Genomic DNA, 24,025 nt, shown 5'->3' with positions numbered 1-24,025 from the left:
ATGAAATTGTACCAAGCAAAACTCCTACTTATTTTTCTTAGCTCATCAATAGTTGCACAAGAGAAAGAATCCAATAATATCCATTTAGAATCAGAAAAAATCAATGGGACTTCCCTAGTTATCTTGGGAAATGTTCAAGATGCTGGGTCCCCGCAAATAGCCTGTACAAAAGAATGCTGCATGGGGCTGTTTGAAAGCCCAGATGAAAACAGGAAAGTGGTTTCCTTAGGGCTTATAGATGCAGACCAGCATAAAAAATACCTTTTCGAAGCTACTCCGGATATCACTGCCCAACTGCAGGTTCTTAAAAATTATACTTCAGAAACCTCTACAGAGGTTCCCGATGGAATTTTCCTGACTCATGCCCATATTGGCCACTATACTGGGTTGATGTATTTTGGGAAAGAAGCCATGAACGCTTCACAAATTCCAGTTTTTGTTATGCCTAGAATGAAAACATATTTAGAGAATAATGGACCTTGGAGCCAATTGGTGAGCAATAAGAACATTCTAATTCAGGAAATGGCCCATAAGAATGAAGTTGTTTTGAGCGAAAAATTAAAAATTATTCCTTTTTTGGTGCCACACCGGGATGAATATTCCGAAACGATAGGTTATAAAATCGTTGGTCCTGAGAAAAAGGCGCTTTTTATCCCAGATATCGATAAGTGGCAAAAATGGGATAGGGATATAATTCAGGAAATTGCCAATGTGGACTATGCCTTTTTGGATGCCACTTTTTTTGATGCAGCAGAAGTTAATAACCGGGATATTTCAGAAATCCCGCATCCCTTCATCATCGAAAGCATGGAGTTGTTTTCCGGATTGACTTCCGAAGAAAAAAACAAGATCTATTTTATTCATTTTAATCACACCAATCCGGCCCTTAACCCCAAAAGTTCTCAAACTAATATTATTCTGAAAAATGGCTTCCATATCGCGAGGATCAATGATGTTTTTAATCTTTAAAAAATCAAATGGCATGAGAACAATTAGTTTAAGAAAAACATTCGTTTTGCTTGTTAGCGCTATGCTGATTTCTTGTTCTACATTTCAGCAACCAAAGGAAATTTCTACTAAAGAGTATGTGCCAGATAATCTTGAGCTGTACAATGAAATTGTAGCGATGGATACCGAATTTTTCGATGCATACAATCGGTGTGATCTTGAAAAACAAGGAGCCATTTATGATGAAGATATAGAATTCTTTCATGATCAAGGTGGGGTTATGACCTCTAAACAAGGAATTTTGGATGCCACCGAAAAGAATATCTGTGGAAAAGTAACCCGACATCTAGTGCCTGGTAGTATCGAAGTCTATCCAATAAAAGATTTTGGAGCTATAGAATTTGGGGAACATACTTTCAAAAACAATCAGGAAAGCGCCGACACCCCATCTCAAATAGGAAAATTTGTGATTTTCTGGAAAAAACAAGATTCAAACTGGAAGATCACCAAAGTAGTTAGTCTTCACTAGGGCCTGAAATTAATAGGGAGATTTATTTATAGTTTCTTTGGCTAAATCGCTTTTCTAAACTCGCAAGATTTTTAGTAATTTTCCGCAGCACTAACAGCCAAAAGCACATTGATGGAATTATTCTTACAAGCCGATACCTGGATCGCTCTACTTACCCTAACCTTTATGGAAATTGTTTTAGGAATAGATAACATTATTTTTATCTCTTTGGTTGCCGGAAAGCTTCCGAAGCATCAACAAAAAAAAGCACGGGTAGGTGGACTTTCTGCAGCGCTTATTATGAGAGTCTTGTTGCTATTGAGCATTACTTGGATCATCGGACTTACAGAACCCGTCCTCACACTTGTAAGTTTTGAATTGAGTTGGCGAGACATCATTCTAATTGGTGGTGGTCTATTTTTATTAGTAAAAAGCACCTTGGAGATTCATCATAAAGTGGAAGGCCAACACGAAGAGCAGCAAGTAAAAAAAAGTTAGTTCTTTTGGCTATGCAATCGTACAGATCATGCTGTTGGATATTATTTTTTCGTTCGATTCTATTCTAACCGCAATTGGACTTACAGATCAGTTAATCCTAATGATTATCGCTGTGGTTATTTCTATTATTGTAATGATGATTTTCGCAAAGGCCGTGGGAGATTTTGTAAACAAGCATCCAACCATTCAAATTTTAGCCCTTTCTTTTCTAATCTTAATTGGAGTAATGCTTATTGTGGAAGGTGCACATTACCACGTACCAAAAGGATATATCTATTTTGCAGTATTTTTCTCTTTAGCAATAGAAATGCTGAATATGAGATTTAGAAAGAAAAATGTTCCTAATGCTTAATCTATAATTTCATAATTAATCGGCTTAAAACTACCATTGTTACTGTCCTCAGCAGAACAAGCGGTAAGGGCAACGATCAAGTCCATTTCGGCTTGGAACAACACATAATCACCGGCTTTGCTTAAAGGTGGGTCAACGCTCAATTTCCCGTCTGTGGCAAATTGTACATTCATAAATATATTAAACGCGGTTGGCACCTCATCAGGAGTGATATCATAAGCCGAAAGGTTGGTATATAGATTCTCGAAACAGCTTGGGTGATAGTCCGGGTTATTATACATGATCTGAAACGTTTCCGGACTACAGGGAGCTAAAAGAAAATCATTTCGTCCATTAGTATCTTCCAAAATTTCCATCATTTTATGGCTTCTATTGCTCCATAAAAAATTCCCTTTTGTAATAAGAATAGTCTCTTCAAAATCTAAAGTTTTACCGGAAGAGATTTTCTCGCGAGTATCTTCCAGATTAAAGAGCACCATATCGCTGACTTGCTCACCGTGAGGATCTATCACCTTCAGCTTCTGACCTTTTTTTAAAACAAATGAATCTCCTGTTTGCTTCTCTATTACCTTAATCATTCTCTTTTTTTATGTCTTTACTCAACTCCTTTTCTAGAGGACATCCTTGTTCTAAATGTTCAATTACAGCTTCTACATCCTGTTTTTTATATGTCTGATGTAATTTTGCAACTCCTTCAATTTTAAAGGGTTCGCACCAAAACCCTGTGATTAATGGCAAATGATCTTCTAACATTTGGGTTGGCAGCTCTTTATAGAAAAGTGGCTTTTCTTGAACTCTTTCAAACCTATGAACTAGTGTTTCTAAGGAATTCTCTAACTCTTCTCTCGTCTGTATTTTGATTTTTGCATTTATATGCACCGCAGAATAGTCCCAAGTACTTATATCCTTTTCTTCATACCAAGAAGATGAGACATAGCATGTGCGCCTTGAAATATAAGCAATACCTCTACTCCATCCTTCAAGAAAGGAAGCATTTCATTAAAATTTGCGATATGAGCATATAATTTAAAGTCTTTGGATGTTTTATCTATCAAAACAGGTATATGCGTAGCCAACATTCGTTCCCCTTTCAACACTACAGTAGCAAATGGATGCTTTTCTATGAACTTAGAGATATAATCCGGATCTTGTTTTTTGTATTTCTTAGGCTGATACATTAACTACATTTTCCCTGAAAGAAACGGACATTCCCAATCTTTTCCAACTTTTTTACCACTGTATTGTTTTGCCTCGCTGGTTTCCCCAAAGTCATTAAGCATAGGATTAATACTTCCTTGCAATTCTATATCGCGCTCTCTTATCTTATCCCTTACAGTCTCATAGGTGTTCATTTCCCTAAGTTTTTCAAACTGCCAATGTAAGTTAAAAGCCATTGCAGGGTATGGAGATTGTCTAGCTATTCTCGAACTATCTGGATGTAAACCAACTATATAAAATGCTTTTCCGCCTAAACTAAAACTGAAATTTTTATTAGTTGGATCTTCACTTACCGCAGGATCCCAAGAATCTGTGTCCAATTCATTCAGAAAATTTAACTGCTTCCAAAGGACTGTTTCAAATTCCGCTTCAGAGAACCTAGTGCTTCCTTTAAAAACTGCGAGAAATGTTAAAAAATCATTAGACTCGAAATCGTAGTTTGCGATATAAATTTTCAAGTCTTCTAGGATTTTCTGAGCGGTGTTTTTTGAACCAAAATTTTCATAAGTATGAAAATCGACTTTATCCATACTAAATACGGTTTGAGCCATCATACAAGGATGATTTTGCTCAAGTATGAAATTTGAAAATTGAGCTTTTATAACTTTATTGTCATTTAAATTTTCATGCTCCTTCTTTATTTTTTTTTCAATTCTTGATATCATAATCTCATATGTATGGTGGAAGAATGTAAATTTATATGCGCATTCCTTAATATCGAGATTGTTTAAGAGAAAATTAATTTAACTTTAAATAAGATTAACATGTAATGGAAATAACACGAATATTTGTAAGTGGATTTGTTGCAACGTCTGCCATGACTGCATTTAGCTATATTGTTTCTAATATTAGAAATAAACAATTTAGAGAACCGGAACTGCTGAATAAGTTACTTTCTAAATCTAATTTTTTCCGATTAGAACTTTCGAAAACAAGTATTGCAGGTTGGATCTTACATTACATTATAGGATGGATATTTGTAGTTCTTTTTGAACTCATTTGGAATATCGAACTAATCCCACTTTCTGTTCTTTCAGGTATTTTATTAGGTTTTGCTGCAGGAATTATTGGCGTTTTAGGTTGGCAAATAATGTTCTCGCTAAATAAAAACGTTAAAAAAATAAAGTGGAGCGAATATTACTTTCAACTGATTATTGCTCATATAATTTTTGGGATTTGCGCTGTGGGAATTTATTTGATATGGTAAATTAATTATTTCGATACCGCAACATGAGATATAGCATTCCTCCATTTAGCGCTAAAGAAATACTATTAGTTAGCATAATGGGCATATCGCTTTTAGAAATTCCATAGACTATCCATAAAAAAACTCCCGCCATCAATATACCAAACATACCGGGAGAAACATCTTCTACCTTTTTTGTTTGCCAAGCTTTTCTTATTTGAGGAATTACCGCAACAGTTGTGCAAATCCCAGCAACTAAGCCTAAACCATCTGTCCATTCCATTTTCTCTTATTTATCCACCCCTTCCATTAACCAATCTTCCAATTCTTCATTTTCGTCTGTAGAATGCAATACCGAAATATCCCCGGTAGCTTCGAAAACCACTGCTCTCACTTGTGAAAGTTCTAATACATTAGCCTCTCTAAGTTTCGATCGCAAATCTGATTCTGTAACCCTTGCTTTCTTAAGATTTTCATGTAAGATCCTTGTTCCATCCATCAATAATAAAGGAGAGTTGTCTATAAGTTTTTCTACATTAGAAGATCGCCTTAGTATAGCTATGGAGATCTGAAGTATGTAAACCATCGCCAAGCCCACAACCCCTTGAAGTAAACTTACAGATTTTGAGAGCACTGTACTAGCTATTATAGAACCAATAGCCACAGTCATGGCAAAATCGAAGCTGGACATCTTAGAAAAACTACGTTTTCCCGCCAATCTTGTAAAAATTATTACTGCCAAATAAATTCCAACTGCTGTAATACAAATTGCAGTTAAAGAAGTCCATGATGCTTCAAACCATTTTTCCATATTCCTTTGTATTTAAACTCTAAGAATTAATTTAATAGTCGAAGATAAAGAATAAAACTTCTTTGTTGATCACCTTTCAAATTTATAATACTCCAAATAAGGATGGGGAGAATTATTAATAGAGTCTAAAATTGCCTCTAATCCCATTACACTAAATGTGATCCCATTTCCTCCAAAACCTAAAACGTAATGTTTGTTTTTATCTGGATCTGGTTTCCCAAAATAGGGAAGACCATCTTTTGTTTCTCCAAAAGTTCCAGCCCAAGAATAATCTAATTCAAAATGAATATCTGGAAAGCATTTATTAAATTCCTTGGTAAGACTTTTTTTCTTTTTTTTGGAAGAAGGGCATCTCTTTTCTTTGCATTTTTGAATTTCTCATCTCCACCTCCCATAATGATTCTTCCATCTTTTGTGCCTCGAAAATAGAGATAAGGCTCAGAGGTGTTCCAATATATGTGATTTTTGAATGCTTTTGGGATTTGGGGAAAAGCTTCGGAAGCTAAAGCATAGGTGCTTTTTAAAGTTACAATATCTTCGGTAAGGGTTTCTACACTTTCATAACCCGTACAAAAAATAATATGTTGAGTTTCTATTTTAAAACCACTTTTAGTGCTTGCTATTTGAATTTCATTTTGCTCTTTAACCGATTTTAATTCGGTTCTATCAAAGATTTTCAGCCCTTTTTCTGAACAATATTTCAAAAGATCGTTCGCAAATTTATAGGTATCCATTACTGCACCAGATTCCGATTCTATAGCAGCTTCGGCGATTAGTCCAAGTTTCTGAAGATTTTCTCTATCCATCCATTTCACCTTAAAACCATGTTGTCTTCTAGCTTCGAATTCCTTTTCGAGAAACTCGATATCCTTTTTAGTGCTACTGAAATAGATGCTTTTTTTGAATTCAAACTGGCAATCGCTTTTTATTTCATCTATTATTTTCTTAAGGTCCAAAATCGCCTTCTCACAATTCTGATAACTAGACACAGCACAGGTGATTCCTCTCTGCTCTATTAATTCATACAAAGAAACATCAATTTCATACTGTAGCATTGCTGTACTGGCAGCACTACTTCCATTACACACATCTCTTCTATCTATTAGTATAACTTTCTTTCCCTCTTTAATTAATTTGTAGGCTATTAAAGCTCCGGTGATTCCTCCCCCCACAATTAAAGCTTCTGCTGCCAAATCTTCTTTTAATGAAGGATAACTTTTAGCAAGCGCATTTTTTATAAGCCAATAAGGCTCATTGGATCTTATATCCATAGTTTCTTTATTATATCTAAGTTTATTCTTTAACCACCAACAACTTCGCCTCCATTAACATGAATTACTTGCCCGGTTACGTAACTACTATCCTCACTAGCAAGATATACAAATGCAGGCGCAACTTCACTTGGTTGTCCGGCTCTTCCTAGAGGAGTATCCTGTCCAAAATCTGAAACATCATCAAAAGTGGAAGGTATTAAGGGTGTCCAAATTGGTCCGGGCGCTACGGCGTTTACTCGAATGCCCTTTCCTGCTAGCATTTTAGAAAGAGATCTGGTAAAACTTACAATAGCCCCTTTCGTACTGGAATAATCCAATAAATGCTCACTCCCGCGATATGCCGTTACAGAGGTCGTATTAATTATGGTATTTCCCTTCTTTAAATGCTGCATTGCTTCTTTTACCACATAAAAATATGGATAAATATTAGTCTCAAAAGTCTTATGAAGTTGGGTCGTACTAATTTCTTCAATGCTATCCTTAGGGTTTTGATATGCTGCATTATTAACAAGAATATCTAAGCTTTTAAATTCTTTAACACATTTTTTAATCAAGGATTTACAAAATTTTTCATTTTTAAGATCCCCCTCCACGATAAGACATTCTTGGCCTTCTTCCTTCACCATTTTCATAGTTTCTATGGCGTCTTCATCTTCTTTTAAATACACAATAACAATGTTTGCCCCTTCTCTGGCAAAATGAACAGCCACACTTCTCCCTATCCCACTATCTCCTCCTGTAATTAAAGCGGTTTTATTCTGAAGTTTTTTGCTACCTCTATATCCTTTTCGAATGATCTCTGGTTGAGGTTCCATTTTATATTCAGCTCCTGGTTTACTTTGAGTTTGATTTACAAATTTCTTCGGCTTCTCCATTTTTCAATTCTTTTTAATTTATAATGAAGTTATAAAGCAACTCGTCAAAAAAAAATGTTAAGCAGTATTAAGACTTTCTAAAACCTTAAATAATTAAGTAAATATGTAATTTCACCAATTTAAACTATTGACTATGAAAACTGTCTATAAAATTGGTCATCGCGGGGCGAAAGGACATATTACTGAAAACACGCTGGAAAGTATCAGCCTCGCCTTGGAAATGGGCGTAGATGGAATAGAAATAGATGTTCATCTATGTGCTTCCGGAGAATTAATGGTATTTCACGATTTCACGTTAGATCGGCTAAGTGATGGTTCTGGAGAAATTGCCGCTAAAACCTATGAGCAACTTCAGCAATTAACCGTAAAGGGAGGTTATAAAATCCCATTATTAACCGAAGTGCTGGATCTTATAGAAGGAAAATGCTCTATTAACATAGAACTTAAAGGTTTGCATACGGCAAAACCCACCTGTGCTATTATTTCTCATTACATAGATAAAGGTTGGGACTACTCGAGCATTCTGGTTTCAAGTTTTCAAGAGAATGAATTGCTTGAGGTGAAGAAAATAAATGAACATATCCTTATTGCAGTTTTAAGTAAGGCCAGTGTGGAGGAAGCTATAGAATGGGGCAAGATCTTAAATGCCACTGCCATCCATCCATCCCTGGGAATTATTACCAGACAAAGTATTATAGATGCCCATAACCAGGGTTTTAACGTAAATGCTTGGACTGTGAATGAACCGGAAGATATTGCACGAATGATAGAGTTTGGTGTAGATGGCATCATTTCAGATTATCCGGATAGACTTACTTAAATTGCTACTCTGAAAACCGCTAACTTTGCGCTTTCAATTTTTTTTCTGAATGAAATACGATATTATAATTATTGGTGGCGGTGCTGCAGGCTTTTTTACAGCTATAAATGCTGCAGAATTTAATCCTGAAGCTAAGATTCTGATCTTAGAACGAGGGAAAGAAGTGCTTACTAAAGTGCGTATTTCGGGTGGAGGAAGATGTAATGTAACGCATGCCGAATTCACTCCAGGCGAACTGATAAAAAAATATCCTAGAGGCGAGAAAGAACTTCGGGGCCCTTTTCATTCCTTTATGACGGGCGATACGATTGCCTGGTTTGAAGAGCGTGGCATCGAATTAAAAATTGAAGAAGATGGGCGTATGTTCCCGGTTTCAGATTCTTCAGAAACCATAATCGATTGTTTTCTTTCTGAAACACACCGTTTAGGTATTAAGATTCTTAAAAATCATGCTGTTCAAAATATAGTTGAAGAAAATGAGCAATGGTATATAAATACCAATAATGGAGATTTTTCTGCTGAAAAAATTCTTGTTGCCACCGGTAGCAATCCAAAAATTTGGAAATTGTTACAAGATTTAGGGCATCAAATGGAAACCGCGGTGCCTTCGTTATTTACTTTCAATATAAAAGATGAGCGCATTACAGATCTTCCTGGAGTTGCAACATTTGCTTCGGTAAAAATTCCGGAGATCCACATGGAAGATGAAGGTCCGCTTTTAATTACTCATTGGGGCTTGAGTGGTCCGGCGATCTTAAAACTTTCTGCTTGGGGCGCAAGGGAGCTGAATGATCTCAATTATAAATTTAAGATTCATGTAAATTGGCTTGCCAATCAGAACTCAGAAGAAATTTTAGAGCAACTCTTAGAGCTCAAGTTGAAGCATGCCAAGCAGCAGCTTTCAAAATATGCTCAATTCGAACTGCCTAAAAGACTTTGGAGAAGTTTAGTACTAGCTTCCGGAATTTCTGAAACCGATATTTGGGCTGATATTAACAAGAGGCAATTAGTTAAGCTTAGTGAACAGCTTACACAATCGGAGTTTTCTGTTGACGGAAAAAGCACTTTTAAAGAAGAGTTTGTAACTGCGGGTGGCGTAAAACTTAATGAAGTGAATTTTAAAACCTTCGAGAGTAAGCTTCAGAAGAATTTATATTTTGCGGGAGAAGTTTTGAATATAGATGCAATAACCGGAGGATTTAATTTTCAGAATGCGTGGACTGGCGGCTACTTAGCTGCCAAAGCGATGACTGATTCAGAATAAAAAAGTATCACATATTTAGTCGCCAAATCTCAAAATTCAAGATCGCCGCAAAAACCACCCAAATAGCATAGGGAATTAATAAATAAGCAGCTTTATCGTTTACTATTTTAAACCATTTTATGGTGAAAAGCAGCACAATAAAAAGTGCTATGATATCCAATAATGCCCAAAAAGGCTCTTGTAGTCCAAAGAAAAGTAAAGACCAAGCCGCGTTCAGCAACAATTGAAACCCGAAATGGTAAAGTGCTGTTTTTACCCATTTATGATAAAAACCTTTGCTCCACACGATTCCCGCAGCAATCCCCATAAAAATATAAAGTACTGTCCAAACAGGTCCAAAGATCCAATTAGGCGGATTAAAACTAGGTTTGTCGAGCTGCACATACCAACCTCCGATACTGGTTTGAGTAGCCATAGAGGCCAAAAACCCAATAAATAAGCATACGCCCAAAGCAAAGGACACCCGTATAAAGAGTTTAGTGGTCATGGTCTTCAGTTGGTTTAACACCCTAAAATAGGCAATTATTTGAAATCCTAAGTTATCATCTCTTAACTAAAAAAGTATATTTGTGTAAAATTTTTAGGAGGATGCAAGTACACGATTTTATACCACAATCTAAACTAGGAACAATTGATGCCGGCAAAACTAGTTGGCAATCGCCTAGCAATATTGCTTGGTGAAATATTGGGGAAAAAAAGAAAATCAGATTCCTGCAAATCCATCCATCAGTTTTACGCTCGACAACTGTAAAACCATCACTAGTTTAGAATTTACTCGCAAAAAAGACTGTGAGAAGAAAGGAGATCTTTTTGATTTTGAATTCTATTTCGAAGGCAAAAAAAAGGAAGATTTTAAGCCAAAGATCTATACCTTTTTTGAAAGAATAGAAAAGTATTGCCCATACCTAAAAGAATATCAGTTCACAATAACTTCTGAAAACTCCTTCCCTCATAGCAGTGGAATTGCATCTTCTGCCAGTGGAATGAGCGCTTTGGCTTTATGCGTTATGAGTTTGGAAAAGCAACTTGCTCCAAGTATTTCTGAAGATTATTTCCTTAAAAAAGCTTCTTTTCTTGCCCGTTTAGGTTCTGGAAGCGCTTGTAGAAGTGTACAAGGAAATTTAGTTGTTTGGGGTGATCATGCCGAAATTGTAGGAAGTTCTAATCTCTATGGCGTTGAATATCCAAATGAGGTTCATGAGGTATTCGAAAATTATCAGGATACTATTTTATTGGTAGATAAAGGGGAGAAAAAAGTGAGCAGTAGTGTGGGGCATAACCTTATGCACAACCACCCTTTTGCCGAAGAGCGTTTTACACAAGCACACAAAAATTTAACAACGCTAAAAGATGTTTTCAAATCGGGAGACCTCAACAAGTTTATTGAAATAGTTGAAAGCGAAGCCTTAACGCTTCACGCAATGATGATGAGCAGCAATCCCTATTTCATATTAATGAAGCCAAACACATTGGAAATCATCAATAAAATATGGGCTTTTAGAGAGACCACCGGATTACCGGTATGTTTTACTTTAGATGCGGGAGCAAATGTCCATGTTTTATACCCGAAAAAATATAAGACTGAAATTTTTCAATTTATTAAAAATGAACTCCTTGCGTTTTGTGAAAAAAATCAATTTATATCTGATAGTGTAGGTTTAGGTTCAAAAAAATTGTAGTTTTAATTGATTATATTTGCCTCGAAATCTACTGTTTAGAATTCTTTTGAATTCAGAATATTTATAAGCTTATGAAAGGACCATTATTTTATTCTAAGATCTTGCTTTTCGGAGAATATGGGATCATTAAAGATTCTAAAGGTTTATCCATCCCTTACAATTTTTACAATGGCGCTTTAAAAGTGGATGAAAATCCTTCGGAAGAAGCGATTGAATCTAACAAAAGTTTAGAGCGATTCGCTAAGCACTTGAAGGATTTAGAGATTTCTAATCCCTCCTTGGTACATTTCAATTTAGATGAATTAAATAAGGACATCGCAAAAGGGATGTATTTTGACTCTACTATTCCGCAAGGATATGGAGTGGGAAGCAGCGGGGCTTTGGTTGCAGCTATTTATGATGAATATGCTACTAACAAGATCACGGTTTTAGAGAATCTAACTAGAGAAAAGTTATTAAAACTGAAAAAGATCTTTGGAGAAATGGAATCTTTCTTCCATGGTAAATCTTCCGGTTTAGATCCTTTAAACAGCTATTTAAGCATACCTATTTTAATAAATTCTAAAGATAATATTGAGCCTGCCGGAATTCCATCTCAAACCGAAAATGGAAAAGGCGCTGTATTTTTATTAGATAGTGGTTCTATTGGTGAAACTGCACCAATGGTACAGATTTTCATGGAAAACATGAAGCAAGAGCCATTTAGAAAAATGGTAAAAGATCAGTTTGTAAAACATACCGATGCCTGTGTAGACGACTTTTTACAAGGGGACATCAAATCTTTATTCGGGAATATCAAGAAACTTTCTCACGTTGTTTTAGACAACTTTAAGCCAATGATTCCTACTCAATTCCACAAACTATGGAAACAAGGAATAGAATCTAACGATTACTACTTAAAACTTTGTGGTTCTGGTGGTGGTGGCTATATTTTAGGTTTTACTGAAGATATAGAAAAGGCTAAAAAATCTTTAAAAGATTATAATTTAGAAGTGGTTTACAACTTCTAATAGTTCCTAAATTACATGGCGTCCGCTAGAAACAAACGATTACTACTTAAGCTGTTGAGTTTGTTTTCGGTTGTTAGAGGTTACAACATTCTTATTCTTGTATTCGCACAATACCTAACTGCAGCTTTTATTTTAGCTCCGGACCTGCCGCTTCGAGATGTTTTTTTCGATCCAAATCTATTTTTTCTAATTCTATCGTCTGCAACTGTAATCGCTTCGGGATATATCATCAATAATTTTTACGATAGCGAAAAAGACCTTATAAATAGGCCAAAGAAGACAATGTTAGACCGGCTTATTAGTCAGCGCACAAAACTCTCGGTGTATTTTATTCTGAATTTTGCTTCAATCTTCTTTGCCAGTTATGTTTCATTTAGAGCAGTAGTCTTCTTTTCTATCTACATTTTCACGATTTGGTTATACTCGCATAGGATTAAAAAAATCTTATTTCTCGGGAATATCATGCAAGTATCTTAGCCATCACCCCATTTTTTGTGGTATTTATTTATTATAAGAATTTTGAGACTGTCATTTTTATTCATGCCACTTTCTTATTTATTATGATCGCGATGCGGGAATTGGTAAAGGATTTGGAGAATTTAAAAGGGGATCTTATTCAGAATTACAAAACAATCCCGGTAGTCTACGGGGAAAAATGGAGTAAATTTTTTCTTTCGGTACTCACGGTCCTCGCTGTTGTTCCCATTTTGTTGCTTACAACAAGATTCGATACCGGCTTGATGGATTACTATTTTTACACATCCTTACTTCTACTAATTTTCTTTTTGCTTTTTCTTTATTTCAGCAATGCAAAATGGCAATATTTAATTCTCCATAATATTCTTAAATTCATTATTGTAGCAGGAGTTTTCAGCATTCTCCTTATAGATTATAAAGAAGTATTCAATAGGGTTTTTTAGGAATACAAATCTTTAAGTGTTAAAATATAAAGAGAAAGATATATCTAGTATCTTTGCAAAAAATTAGCGATATGAGTAGGAATGATAATTCTTCAGGAAAAAAGTTTAGTGGAAGACAAGGTGGTGGGCCAAAGAAAAAATCTATGGCTAGAGGGAATGCTCCTGTAAAGAAAGATTCTGCTCCTAAAAATGCTCCTAAAGGCACAGCAAAACCAGCAGCTAAAACTGGTCCTAAGCCAGAGGGAATAAGACTTAATAAATATATCGCAAATTCTGGTGCTTGTTCACGTAGAGATGCAGACATCTATATTGGAGCAGGAAACGTAACTGTAAATGATAAGATAGTTACTGAAATGGGATATCGTGTAAAGCCTAACGAAGAAGTGAAATTTGATGGGCGACGAGTGATTCCGGAAAAACCGGAATATATCCTTTTAAACAAACCTAAAGGATTCTTTACCACCGGCAGTTTAGAAAAAGGTTCCAGAACCGTAATGGATCTAATTGCCAATGCTACCAGAGCTAAGGTTGTTCCAGTTGGAAAGTTAGATCGTCAGGCAACTGGCCTTTTATTATTCACGAATGATGGGACGCTTGAAAAACAACTCGGGAAACCAAAAAACGGAATAAGACAGATCTATCACGTGGAACTTAGCAAGCCAATTTCTTTTGAAGAATTAAAAAGGATAGAAGATGGTATTACTTTAGAAGACGGAAAAGTAAAAGTACAAGATGTAAGTTACATAGATAACAGGCCTAAAAATGAGTTGGGAATAGAAACCAATAGTATTAAGCCACACGTGATCCAACGTCTATTTAAAAGTTTAGGTTACGAAGTTGAAAAACTAGATAGAGTGACCTTTGGTGGACTTACCAAAAAAGATCTCCCAAGAGGAAATTATAGAATGCTTACCAAGCAAGAGATCATAAATATTAAAATGCTTTAAGAGGAGTACGTTAAAATGTAATTTCGAATAACATTTTTTATACATTTGTTTGACTTTTAAGTGAATTGCTTTTTAAATTCACTTCTAGAACGAAACAATTTTTGAATTAGAATTAAGTAAACTAGGTTGATAACGTTTAGGTTATTTTTTAGCGAAGGCCTTGATCTTCAGATTTTTAATTCAGCCTTAGGCTTGACAAATCTTAACGCGCCAAGATTTAGATGTTATTTTTCCAATCATCTTAACAATAATTTACGAGTCATTAATTTTGACAGTATATTTTATTCCCTAATTTTTAACCCAACAATTAAAACATAGCATTGAATACAAAATATCGCGATTTAATAGAGCAGACCTTTTATTTTCCACAGGAAGAATTTAAATTAGAAGATAGTGAACTGCAGTTTCATGGGATAGATTTAATGGCATTAGTTGAAAAATACGGTGCTCCACTTAAGTTCACCTATCTTCCAAAGATTTCAGAAAATATAAATAGGGCAAAAGAATGGTTTAAAAATGCCATCGAAGAACATGATTATAAGGGAAAATATAATTACTGTTATTGCACCAAAAGTTCTCATTTCGAACATGTTTTAAATGAGGCTTTATCTAATGATATTCATATTGAAACCTCTTCGGCTTTCGATATTAATATCGTTCAGAAATTGAAGAAAACGGGAAAGCTTTCTAAAGACGCATATGTAATATGTAATGGTTTTAAAAGAGATCAATACATAAGTAATATCGCCGATCTTTTAAATGATGGCCATAAAAACTGTATTCCTATAATAGATAATTATGAAGAGATCGATCTTCTTTCAGAAAAGATAAACGATCCTTATAAAATTGGGATTAGAATCGCTTCTGAAGAAGAGCCAAAATTCGAATTTTATACCTCTAGATTAGGAATTGGTTACAAGAATATTGTGCCTTTTTATAACAAGAAAATAAAAGACAATCCTGATGTAGAATTGAAGATGCTTCACTTTTTCATCAATACCGGAATTCGCGACACCGCCTATTACTGGAACGAATTAAATAAGTGTTTAAAAGTTACATCGATCTTAAAAAGATATGTCCGAGTTTGGATAGCCTTAATATTGGAGGTGGATTCCCAATTAAAAATTCTCTTGCTTTTGAATATGACTACCAATATATGGTATCGGAAATAGTGAATCAGATTAAACTTACTTGTGAGGAATCTGATGTAGAGGTGCCAAATATTTTTACTGAATTTGGATCGTTTACAGTTGGTGAAAGTGGCGGAGCTATTTATGAAATCCTTTACCAAAAACAACAGAATGATCGTGAGAAATGGAACATGATAAATTCATCTTTCATTACTACACTTCCGGATTCTTGGGCCATTAGCAAGAAGTTCGTGATGTTGCCATTAAATCGTTGGAATGATGAATATGAGCGCATTCTTTTAGGCGGACTTACTTGCGATAGTGATGATTATTATAACTCCGAGCAAAATACCAACGCGATTTATCTTCCGAAGTACAAAAAAGAGAAGCCATTATTTATTGGGTTTTTCAATACAGGTGCCTATCAAGAAAGCATTGGTGGCTTTGGCGGGTTGCAACATTGCTTAATCCCTCAACCAAAACATATTTTAATAGATAGAGACGAGGAAGGCACTTTGAGCACTAGGGTTTTTAGTGAACAACAGAACTCTGAAGATCTTTTACACATCTTAGGATACGATAGAAACAAATAGATTTAAAAATATTTATAACTTTAACCATTACAAGTCAACTTAAAACTTTTAAAATCAAGCAATGAGCAAAAAGAATTACGCCGGGATACCAGAAAAATATGCACGTTTAGACGATGCACAAGTGGTATTGATCCCTGTTCCTTATGATGGAACAAGCTCCTGGCAAAAAGGCGCAGACAAAGGACCAGATGCTTTCTTGGAAGCATCAGAAAATATGGAACTTTTCGACATTGAAACCCGTACAGAAGTTTACAGAAAAGGAGTTTACTTGGCCCCGCCGGTAACAGAAAACTCTTCTCCAGAGAAAATGGTGGAAGCTGTTCAAAAAATCACCAAAAATTACATCGACCAAGAAAAGTTCGTAACTATTTTTGGAGGAGAACATTCTGTAAGTATTGGTACAATAAGAGCGTTTAATGAGGCTTTTCCAGACCTTACGGTGGTGCAACTAGATGCTCATGCCGATTTAAGACCGGAATATGAAGGTTCTAAATGCAATCATGCTTGTGCACTTCACGAGGCTAGTAAAACCACAAACCTTGTTCAGGTAGGAATTAGATCTATGGATATCTCTGAACTAGAGCACATGGATGAAAACCAAGTGTATTTTGGGGATGATCTTTATGAGAACTGGACAGAGGATGCTATAGGGCAAATGACACCAAATGTGTTTATCACGATAGATCTGGATGCTTTTGACCCTTCTATTATGCCATCTACAGGAACCCCGGAACCGGAGGATTGCTTTGGTTTGAAACTTTGGAATTCCTTAAAGAGATCTTTAAAAAGAAAAACGTAGTAGGATTCGATATTGTTGAACTTTGTCCAAATGAAGTGGATAAATCTTCAGATTTCCTTGCTGCAAAACTATACTATAAAATGTTGAGCTATAAGTTCAAATATTTAAATCATAACCCAGACGAAGACGAAGATGAGTAAAGGAGCGATTTCAGAATTTATTAAAAAATACTATTTACACTTTAATGCCGCTGCCCTTGTAGATGCTGCTGAAGCCTACGAAAAGCAATTAGCACAAGGTTCTAAAATGTTGGTTTCTCTTGCAGGTGCAATGAGTACTGCCGAAATAGGAAAAATATTTGCAGAGATGATCCGTCAGGATAAATTGCAAATAATTTCTTGTACAGGTGCTAATTTAGAGGAAGATGTAATGAATTTAGTAGCGCATTCTCACTATAAAAGAGTGCCAAACTATAGAGATTTAACTCCTCAAGATGAATGGGATCTTTTAGAAAAAGGATTAAATAGAGTTACAGATACGTGTATCCCTGAAGAGGAAGCATTCAGAAGAATTCAGGAACACATCGTGAAGATCTGGAAAGATGCTGAAGCTGCCGGAGAACGTTATTTTCCGCATGAATACATGTACCAATTGTTGCTTTCCGGAGTATTGGAAGAGTATTACGAAATAGATATCAAGGATTCTTGGATGTATGCTGCTGCTAAAGCGAATCTTCCAATTGTTGTTCCGGGATGGGAAGATAGTACCATGGGGAACATCTTTGCTTCTTACGTTTTAAAAGGCGAATTGAAAGCAAGCACTGTAAAATCCGGGATTGAATATATGACTTTCCTAGCCGATTGGTATACTGAAAATTCTAAGGAAGGAATTGGTTTCTTCCAGATTGGTGGAGGTATTGCGGGAGATTTCCCAATTTGCGTGGTGCCAATGTTATATCAGGATATGGAACGTACAGACACTCCTTTCTGGAATTATTTCTGCCAGATCTCCGATTCTACAACCAGTTATGGATCTTATTCCGGAGCGGTTCCAAATGAGAAAATCACTTGGGGGAAATTGGACATCAACACACCTAAATTTATTATTGAAAGTGATGCTACTATTGTGGCTCCTTTGATATTTGCATATTTATTGGATATGTAAATCGACAATTATCAATTTGTTTGTCCGTAAAGTATCCTAAACTGAAAAAGGAGGTCATTCTGAACTTGTTTCAGAATCTTATTATAATGAAAATCAATATATTATTGAGACCCTGAAATAAATACAGGGTGACGGTAATACTATTCGGATAACTATCGGATATTCAAATATCAATTTTTAAAAGCTGCCTATTCTTATGAATCAGGCGGCTTTTTTATCGAATAGTATTAAAAAATGGAAGTTTTCTTCCCGATAATTCCATAACAAATACAGTTATAACCACAAGATATTCCAGCGCAACCAGCCACAGATTTTCCTGAAACCCACTTGCCGCATATGCCGAATAACTTAGGACCACTACAAAGCTCCAGACCAAGAGATATCTATAAGTGGTGAAAACGGAAAGCATCAATGGCGTTGCCAAATACCAGGGATGCACTGTGGTAGAAAGAAACAGGTAAGCAGTAAAGCCAAAAAGCATGGATGTGAGCAGCTTTTCAAGAGAATTGTTTTTTCTGAAGAGAGACAAGCCTGCCAATATCCCTATGGTGATCAAAGGGAGCATTTTTCCTGCAGTTTCTATAATATTATAGCCCTTTACTTGAAATCCAACCCAGCGCACGAGATAATAGAAGCTGGCATTAAATTCAAATTTCTGAAACCAAAGACTGATGGTTACCATGAAATTCTCTATAAATGCTGAAGATAGGATGGGAGCAAATCCAAATAACACGGTAACTCCAACAACTATATAGAACCCAATTAACTTCTGAAAACCTAACTCAGTATCTTCGGATAATGCACTACTATTTGAGTGCTTTCTTTTATAAATAAAATATCCAAAGAAAAAAGGCAGCAAGAGTAAGGGCACTAATTTTAGTAATACCGAGCAGGCAAATACAACTCCGCTCCCAACCCATTTTTTCTGCTGAAGCAAATATAAACTCCAAACGAGGAAGAAAACCATCACTCCTTCAAAATGAAGATTTCCGGTTAATTCTATAATTATAAAAGGATTTAGTAAATAAAGGAAGATCCTGGATTCCGGTAACTTTAGATTTTCGAGTAATTTCCTTCCGAAGTATAGCACGCCAAGATCTGCTGCAATAATAAGCGCCCTTAGAACTATAACAGAGCCAATTATACTTTTCCCGGAAAGTATGCCAGTAATCGCAAATAATAACTGATTTAAAGGTGGATAATTGGTGTAATGACTCGCATTAAGCGCTCCCATTCCATTAAACAATTCATTGGCTTGAGCAATTGGAGCCGTTCCCGACTCAATTAGGTTTTCCGGTAAATATAAATAAGGGTTAAAGCCGGCAGCGATCATCCTCCCATCCCAAATAAATCTGTAAAAATCCTGAGATAGATTGGGAACCGCACCTATAAACAGCAGCCTAAAAATAATGGCTGCTACAGCGAGAAACCAGAAGTTTACTTTTTCAATAGTATAAAGTTTCCAGCTCAAATAAAAAGCTCCCGAGTAGAGTCCGATTAGCTTAAAAAAATCGGAGCGTTCCAAGTCGTACGCAAAAGACCAATAAAAAGCAGCGGTAGTTGCAATAAGCAACAGCGACATTTTATGTAGTTGAAAGAAGTTCTTCATCTAGGAATTTTAATTCTATAAAGATGCTTCGACAAGCTCAGCATGACTTTACGGTTGTAAAAGTTATAAATAAAACTGTCAGTCTGAGCTTGTCGAAGACTGCTATTTAAATAAAAAACAAACTTTGGAAGCATCTCGACTCCGCTCGATCTGACGATTCCCTCTTATACCGAACAATAATAGAAGTCTCAGTGCGACCTAATCTACGATGTTCATTTTCTTCAGCAAGAAAGAAGCATTCATATTTTGGCAAATTCCTTCTTTAAACTCATAGTCGAAAAACAACTCGTCATTCACGATCTCTGCATCAAAATAATGATTCTCCACTTCATTTAATTCATTAGCAACTTCACATAAACTTAAATCATGCGTGGCAATTATTCCAGTTGACTTAGATTTCACCAATTTCTGAATGAATTTTCTGGAACCAATCGCTTTATCGGTGCTATTAGTGCCTTTCAATATTTCGTCTAATATTATAAAATATTTATCCTCCTGAATTTCATTTACAATATACTGCAATCGCTTCAGTTCAGAGAAAAAATAAGATTCATCATCACTTAAGGAATCTGTAGTTCTCATACTTGTGATCAACTTTATTGGGGTATACTCACTTTCTTCAGCGCAAACAGGTAAACCGATATTTGCCATTACAATATGGAGCGACACCGTTCTTAGAAATGTGCTTTTCCCTGCCATATTTGCTCCGGTAATAATCATGAAATGTTCATTTTCAATGAGCATATCATTATCTACTCTCTTTTCAGGGTTTAATAATGGATGACCTAATTTTTTCGCCCTAATAATAGATTTATCGACGTGTATCACCGGGAAAGTATAGTGTGCATGATTGAATCCGAAATTCCCAAAGCTGTTATACGCATCTATAAATTCAATTACCTCGAACCACTTTTTTACATTCTGATGATGTGCCATAATCCACTTTTCGAGTCGCAAGGATTGTCTTAAATCCCATAATAGAAATCCATTTCCAACTGCGATGAAAATAGCGTTATTTCGCTGATCCAATGCGTCGATTGCTTTGGAAAAGGACTTTAATAATTTAGAAGCCTTAACTTCTTCGGCCTTTACTGCTAGTTGTTGCTCTTTTAATATTTCCGATTTAAAACTTACAGACTCGATCATTCCTAGCAACTGATAATATTGATGAAATGTATCTTGTACTTTTCCAACATTATTTGCCATCACATTTATTTTCTTCACATAGATTCCAGTGATTCCCCAGCCTACTAAAAACCATGCAAAAACAAACCATCCGTTTACGATCTGCAGGTAATAACCAGCTATTAATAATATCGAGATCGCGGTAAAAGCCCAGCTTAGATAAAACATGAATTTTGGAACAAATGTCTTGTAATTGGCTAACCACGTAAGAACATTGGAAGAATCAGTTTCTGTTTTAACCAACTTGGCAACTGCAGAAAACTCCTGTCTCCACGTTGCTTTATCTGCTAATTCCTTAATAGCTTCTTGCTTTTCTTCAATGTTTTCTATAGAATTTTCAGTAAGAATACTGGCTAATTTTTTCTTGCCATCCTTTAATGAAGTCCTATTTAAGTATTGAAAGAAAGACCCATGACCAAACAGATCTATGTCTTGGCTAAAAGCATGATCATGATCTTCGAATTCCTTGCCGGCCGCTAAATGAGAAAAATTTCTTTCTAAAACTTCCAGCTCAGTTTCATTCAGCTTTACAAGTTCATCAATCTTATTGCGCTTGTATTTAAGATCTGAATGACGCGAAACCAAGTATAGAAAAACCCCAAACCCTGTTACTGCAATTAAAGCAGAAATCTTCCAATCTGGATAGAAATAATAAATGCCAAAAGCGGTGCCTAGAAAAAGTACCAAGCGCAACATGCTGGACAGATTAAGTTGGCTGTTTGCGTTTGATAAATGCTTTTGTTGGGTTGCTTTTTCTTGAGTATAAAAATCGAATGCTGTCATGAACCTTAAATGCTATAATTATAGTAGATCAAGCTCCTGTTTTAGTTTCTTCGTCAAACTCTCATGTATCAAATTATAGGAGTGATCTACAAGCTCGAAGATAAGTGTTTTTTGAAGACTGCCATCTAAAACTAAGGTATTCCAGTGCTTTTTGTTCATATGATAACCCGGCAGAATATTTTCTGGATATTCCTCTCGCAAGCTGATGGCTTTTTCAGGATCGCATTTTAAATTTACTCGTAAAGGAACCTCATCCATAGACGCAATAGTAAAGATCTTTCCCATCAATTTAAGCACCAAATTATCCGGTCCAAACGGCAAACCCTCGGTCACTCCTTTTTTGGAAAGGCAATAATCTCTATAGGTTTCTATGTCCATAATTTTGTCTTTAATATTAAAGCAAACTTCGACAGGCTCAATGTGACAACTTAAGTAAATAAGATACTATTTAATATTGTCATCCTGAGCTTGTCGAAGGATCTATCTTTTACAGAATGAATATTGCTCCGTTGAGATTCTTCGCTCTGGTCAGAATGACAATTCGGTCATGATGATTATTGAGAATAACTTCTCTCCCGACAAATATCGGGACGCTCGAAGTGACATTTTTTATAATTATTAATGGGTTAGGGATAGCAGCGGTTAGCTCCCGATGCCTTTTTTGGCATTAGGACTAAAAGCGAATAGCCCGACCGCTCTTTTGGGAGCGGAAACCCCATAAAAAAAGCCCCGAAAATTCGAGGCTTATAAGTTATTCTTCTTTAACGGCATCCATTTTCCAGGACTCCATAAACTTGGTGGTGTAATTTCCATCCAAATAATCTGGATGATCCATTAACTGCCTGTGAAAGGGAATCGTAGTTTTTATACCCTCTATCACGAATTCATCTAGAGCACGCTTCATTTTACTAATTGCCTCTTCTCTGGTTTGAGCGGTGGTAATTAATTTAGCTATCATAGAATCGTAATTTGGAGGAATGGAATACCCGCTATAAACGTGCGTATCTATTCTCACACCATGACCTCCAGGTGCATGTAAATTGGTGATCTTCCCTGGGGAAGGTCTAAAGTCGTTATAAGGATCTTCCGCGTTGATTCTACATTCTATAGAGTGCAGTTGTGGGAAATAATTTTTCCCTGAAAGCGGAATTCCGGCCGCAACCAAAATTTGCTCGCGAATAAGATCGTAATCTATTACTTGTTCTGTTATAGGGTGTTCTACTTGGATACGCGTATTCATCTCCATGAAATAGAAATTTCTATGCTTATCTACCAAGAATTCTACAGTTCCCGCTCCTTCATACTTAATGAATTCTGCGGCTTTTACTGCGGCATCTCCCATTTGCTTTCTCAACTTATCTGTCATGAAAGGTGAAGGTGTTTCTTCGGTAAGCTTTTGATGCCTTCTTTGAATAGAGCAATCTCTTTCTGAAAGGTGACATGCTTTTCCTGTGCTATCTCCAACAACCTGAATTTCGATGTGGCGTGGCTCTAAAATGAGTTTTTCCATATACATTCCATCGTTGCCAAAGGCTGCAGCCGATTCTTGACGCGCAGAGTCCCATGCAGCTTGCAGGTTCTCTTCTTTCAATACCGCTCGCATTCCTTTACCACCACCACCGGCAGTAGCTTTTAGCATTACCGGAAAGCCCATTTCTTTTGCAGTTTTTAAACAATCTGCATAATCTTTAAGCAAGCCATCTGATCCCGGAATACAAGGTACTCCCGCAGCCATCATGGTTTCACGGGCCGAAGCTTTATCTCCCATTTTATCGATCATATCTGGACTTGCACCAATAAATTTGATATTGTGCTCCTCACAGATCTTAGAGAATTTTGAGTTTTCTGCTAAAAATCCATATCCTGGGTGTATCGCATCTGCATTGGTAATCTCTGCAGCGGCAATGATATTTGATATTTTTAAGTAAGAAAGGTTACTGGGTGCCGGACCTATACAAACCGCTTCATCTGCAAAACGCACGTGAAGACTTTCTGCATCTGCTGTAGAATATACCGCAACTGTTTTTATGCCCATTTCTTTACAGGTACGGATAATTCGCAGTGCGATCTCTCCCCTGTTGGCAATTAATATTTTTTTAAACATACCTTATATATTTTTTACTGAAACAGTAAAATTAAATCTATTGAAAAGGTCAATTTATGACGGATCTACCAAGAATAATGGCTGATCGAATTCTACAGGGGAAGAATCGTCTACTAATACTTTTACTATTTTTCCTGAAACTTCACTTTCGATTTCGTTGAAAAGTTTCATCGCTTCGATTACACAAAGAACATCACCTGTTTTAATAGTATCTCCAACTTCAACAAAAACATCTTTGTCTGGAGAAGGCTTACGATAAAAAGTTCCAATAATAGGAGACTTTACAGTGATATACTTATCAGATCCATCTGATACAGATTCCTTAGCATCGCCTGCAGCCGCTTGCGGAGCTGGAGCAGCGGGTGCCTGTTGTTGCGGGATCGCTTGTTGCATTTGCCCTTGCATTGG

The 24,025-nt window shown here is 36.1% G+C and carries 22 protein-coding genes and 5 pseudogenes; 13 read left to right on the top strand and 14 right to left on the bottom strand.

Annotation, left to right across the window (positions count from 1 at the left end):
* The 3 genes and pseudogenes from ON07_RS10090 (at position 1) to ON07_RS15200 (ending at position 2,306) form a co-directional block, all read left to right on the top strand.
* On the top strand, positions 1 to 969 hold the full coding sequence (locus tag ON07_RS10090; protein WP_033445080.1) for an MBL fold metallo-hydrolase: 969 nt from the start codon (positions 1 to 3) through the stop codon (positions 967 to 969).
* Between the two features lie 13 nt (positions 970 to 982).
* Positions 983 to 1,477 carry a nuclear transport factor 2 family protein gene (locus ON07_RS10085; RefSeq protein WP_029331809.1) on the top strand — a complete coding sequence of 165 codons (495 nt, stop codon included), beginning with the start codon at positions 983 to 985 and terminating at the stop codon, positions 1,475 to 1,477.
* Between the two features lie 111 nt (positions 1,478 to 1,588).
* A pseudogene (locus ON07_RS15200) lies at positions 1,589 to 2,306 on the top strand (TerC family protein).
* Here ON07_RS15200 and ON07_RS10075 read toward each other — a convergent pair.
* The 3 genes and pseudogenes from ON07_RS10075 to gntA form a co-directional block, all read right to left on the bottom strand.
* Positions 2,303 to 2,884 carry a DUF1989 domain-containing protein gene (locus tag ON07_RS10075; protein WP_010230890.1) on the bottom strand — a complete coding sequence of 194 codons (582 nt, stop codon included), beginning with the start codon at positions 2,882 to 2,884 and terminating at the stop codon, positions 2,303 to 2,305. The pseudogene ON07_RS15200 and the gene ON07_RS10075 sit on opposite strands and share 4 nt — an antisense overlap.
* Positions 2,877 to 3,484: pseudogene (locus ON07_RS15195) on the bottom strand (FMN-binding negative transcriptional regulator). The gene ON07_RS10075 and the pseudogene ON07_RS15195 overlap by 8 nt, the downstream one beginning before the upstream one ends.
* A 3-nt stretch (positions 3,485 to 3,487) precedes the next feature.
* Positions 3,488 to 4,189, bottom strand: coding sequence for a guanitoxin biosynthesis heme-dependent pre-guanitoxin N-hydroxylase GntA (gene gntA / locus ON07_RS10065; protein WP_010230887.1), 702 nt, complete (start codon positions 4,187 to 4,189; stop codon positions 3,488 to 3,490).
* Positions 4,190 to 4,293: 104 nt separating this feature from the next.
* Between gntA and ON07_RS10060 the strand changes: the two genes are divergently transcribed.
* Positions 4,294 to 4,731, top strand: a complete 438-nt coding sequence (locus ON07_RS10060; RefSeq protein WP_010230884.1) for a hypothetical protein — start codon at positions 4,294 to 4,296, stop codon at positions 4,729 to 4,731.
* Between the two features lies 1 nt (position 4,732).
* Here the strand turns inward: ON07_RS10060 and ON07_RS10055 are convergent, their stop codons facing one another.
* The 5 genes from ON07_RS10055 to ON07_RS10040 all read right to left on the bottom strand — a co-directional run bounded on the left by ON07_RS10055 (position 4,733) and on the right by ON07_RS10040 (position 7,670).
* Positions 4,733 to 4,993 carry a SemiSWEET family sugar transporter gene (locus ON07_RS10055; protein ID WP_010230881.1) on the bottom strand — a complete coding sequence of 87 codons (261 nt, stop codon included), beginning with the start codon at positions 4,991 to 4,993 and terminating at the stop codon, positions 4,733 to 4,735.
* Between the two features lie 6 nt (positions 4,994 to 4,999).
* Positions 5,000 to 5,521, bottom strand: a complete 522-nt coding sequence (locus ON07_RS10050) for a DUF421 domain-containing protein (RefSeq protein ID WP_010230879.1) — start codon at positions 5,519 to 5,521, stop codon at positions 5,000 to 5,002.
* 69 nt (positions 5,522 to 5,590) lie between these two features.
* Positions 5,591 to 5,809 (bottom strand): hypothetical protein, encoded by a 219-nt coding sequence (locus ON07_RS17955; protein ID WP_394330132.1) that lies wholly within the window; start codon positions 5,807 to 5,809, stop codon positions 5,591 to 5,593.
* The gene (locus ON07_RS10045; RefSeq protein ID WP_010230876.1) at positions 5,794 to 6,792 is read right to left on the bottom strand and encodes an NAD(P)/FAD-dependent oxidoreductase; all 999 of its coding nucleotides are present in this window, start codon (positions 6,790 to 6,792) and stop codon (positions 5,794 to 5,796) included. The genes ON07_RS17955 and ON07_RS10045 overlap by 16 nt, the downstream gene beginning before the upstream one ends.
* 29 nt (positions 6,793 to 6,821) lie before the next feature.
* A complete protein-coding gene (locus ON07_RS10040; protein WP_010230873.1) occupies positions 6,822 to 7,670 on the bottom strand; it encodes an SDR family oxidoreductase in 849 nt (282 codons plus the stop codon).
* 133 nt (positions 7,671 to 7,803) lie between these two features.
* On the opposite strand from ON07_RS10040, the gene ON07_RS10035 reads away from it, so the two are divergent.
* Both ON07_RS10035 and ON07_RS10030 read left to right on the top strand, forming a co-directional pair.
* Positions 7,804 to 8,490 (top strand): glycerophosphodiester phosphodiesterase, encoded by a 687-nt coding sequence (locus ON07_RS10035; protein ID WP_010230870.1) that lies wholly within the window; start codon positions 7,804 to 7,806, stop codon positions 8,488 to 8,490.
* A 49-nt stretch (positions 8,491 to 8,539) separates the two neighbouring features.
* Entirely contained in the window at positions 8,540 to 9,754 is a 1,215-nt protein-coding gene (locus tag ON07_RS10030) for a BaiN/RdsA family NAD(P)/FAD-dependent oxidoreductase (protein WP_010230868.1), read from the top strand.
* A 7-nt stretch (positions 9,755 to 9,761) separates the two neighbouring features.
* On the opposite strand, the gene ON07_RS10025 is transcribed toward ON07_RS10030, so the two are convergent.
* Entirely contained in the window at positions 9,762 to 10,241 is a 480-nt protein-coding gene (locus tag ON07_RS10025; RefSeq protein ID WP_029331805.1) for a TspO/MBR family protein, read from the bottom strand.
* Positions 10,242 to 10,431: 190 nt separating this feature from the next.
* Here ON07_RS10025 and ON07_RS15190 point away from each other — a divergent pair, with 190 nt between their 5' ends.
* The 7 genes and pseudogenes from ON07_RS15190 (at position 10,432) to ON07_RS09990 (ending at position 17,936) form a co-directional block, all read left to right on the top strand.
* Entirely contained in the window at positions 10,432 to 11,433 is a 1,002-nt protein-coding gene (locus ON07_RS15190; protein ID WP_316928133.1) for a diphosphomevalonate/mevalonate 3,5-bisphosphate decarboxylase family protein, read from the top strand.
* Between the two features lie 71 nt (positions 11,434 to 11,504).
* Entirely contained in the window at positions 11,505 to 12,443 is a 939-nt protein-coding gene (locus ON07_RS10015) for a mevalonate kinase family protein (protein ID WP_010230861.1), read from the top strand.
* 15 nt (positions 12,444 to 12,458) lie between these two features.
* Positions 12,459 to 13,363 (top strand): annotated as a pseudogene (locus tag ON07_RS15185) (geranylgeranylglycerol-phosphate geranylgeranyltransferase).
* Between the two features lie 71 nt (positions 13,364 to 13,434).
* Positions 13,435 to 14,310 (top strand): pseudouridine synthase, encoded by an 876-nt coding sequence (locus ON07_RS10005; protein WP_010230858.1) that lies wholly within the window; start codon positions 13,435 to 13,437, stop codon positions 14,308 to 14,310.
* 320 nt (positions 14,311 to 14,630) lie between these two features.
* Positions 14,631 to 16,033, top strand: a pseudogene (locus tag ON07_RS15180) (arginine decarboxylase).
* A gap of 61 nt (positions 16,034 to 16,094) precedes the next feature.
* Positions 16,095 to 16,972: pseudogene (gene speB, locus ON07_RS15175) on the top strand (agmatinase).
* On the top strand, positions 16,965 to 17,936 hold the full coding sequence (locus ON07_RS09990; protein WP_010230854.1) for a deoxyhypusine synthase family protein: 972 nt from the start codon (positions 16,965 to 16,967) through the stop codon (positions 17,934 to 17,936). Before speB ends, ON07_RS09990 begins: the two are co-directional and overlap by 8 nt.
* 214 nt (positions 17,937 to 18,150) lie before the next feature.
* Here ON07_RS09990 and ON07_RS09985 read toward each other — a convergent pair whose 3' ends face one another.
* From ON07_RS09985 to accB, 5 genes are all read right to left on the bottom strand, one after another.
* Positions 18,151 to 19,545: a mannosyltransferase gene (locus ON07_RS09985; protein ID WP_029331803.1), complete on the bottom strand. Its 1,395-nt coding sequence runs from the start codon at positions 19,543 to 19,545 to the stop codon at positions 18,151 to 18,153.
* Between the two features lie 198 nt (positions 19,546 to 19,743).
* The gene (locus ON07_RS09980; protein ID WP_010230849.1) at positions 19,744 to 21,513 is read right to left on the bottom strand and encodes a MutS-related protein; all 1,770 of its coding nucleotides are present in this window, start codon (positions 21,511 to 21,513) and stop codon (positions 19,744 to 19,746) included.
* Between the two features lie 18 nt (positions 21,514 to 21,531).
* Entirely contained in the window at positions 21,532 to 21,891 is a 360-nt protein-coding gene (locus ON07_RS09975) for an MmcQ/YjbR family DNA-binding protein (protein WP_010230847.1), read from the bottom strand.
* A 373-nt stretch (positions 21,892 to 22,264) separates the two neighbouring features.
* Positions 22,265 to 23,617, bottom strand: a complete 1,353-nt coding sequence (gene accC, locus ON07_RS09970; protein ID WP_010230844.1) for an acetyl-CoA carboxylase biotin carboxylase subunit — start codon at positions 23,615 to 23,617, stop codon at positions 22,265 to 22,267.
* Between the two features lie 54 nt (positions 23,618 to 23,671).
* The coding region (accB, locus tag ON07_RS09965) for an acetyl-CoA carboxylase biotin carboxyl carrier protein (RefSeq protein WP_010230842.1) at positions 23,672 to 24,025 on the bottom strand (354 nt) is incomplete at its 5' end.

This window comes from Gillisia marina, assembly GCF_000258765.1.
GTDB classification, from domain to species: Bacteria; Bacteroidota; Bacteroidia; order Flavobacteriales; family Flavobacteriaceae; genus Gillisia; species Gillisia marina.
The sequence above is the reverse complement of the archived record's forward strand: the minus strand, read 5'-3'. Positions and strand labels throughout refer to the sequence as shown.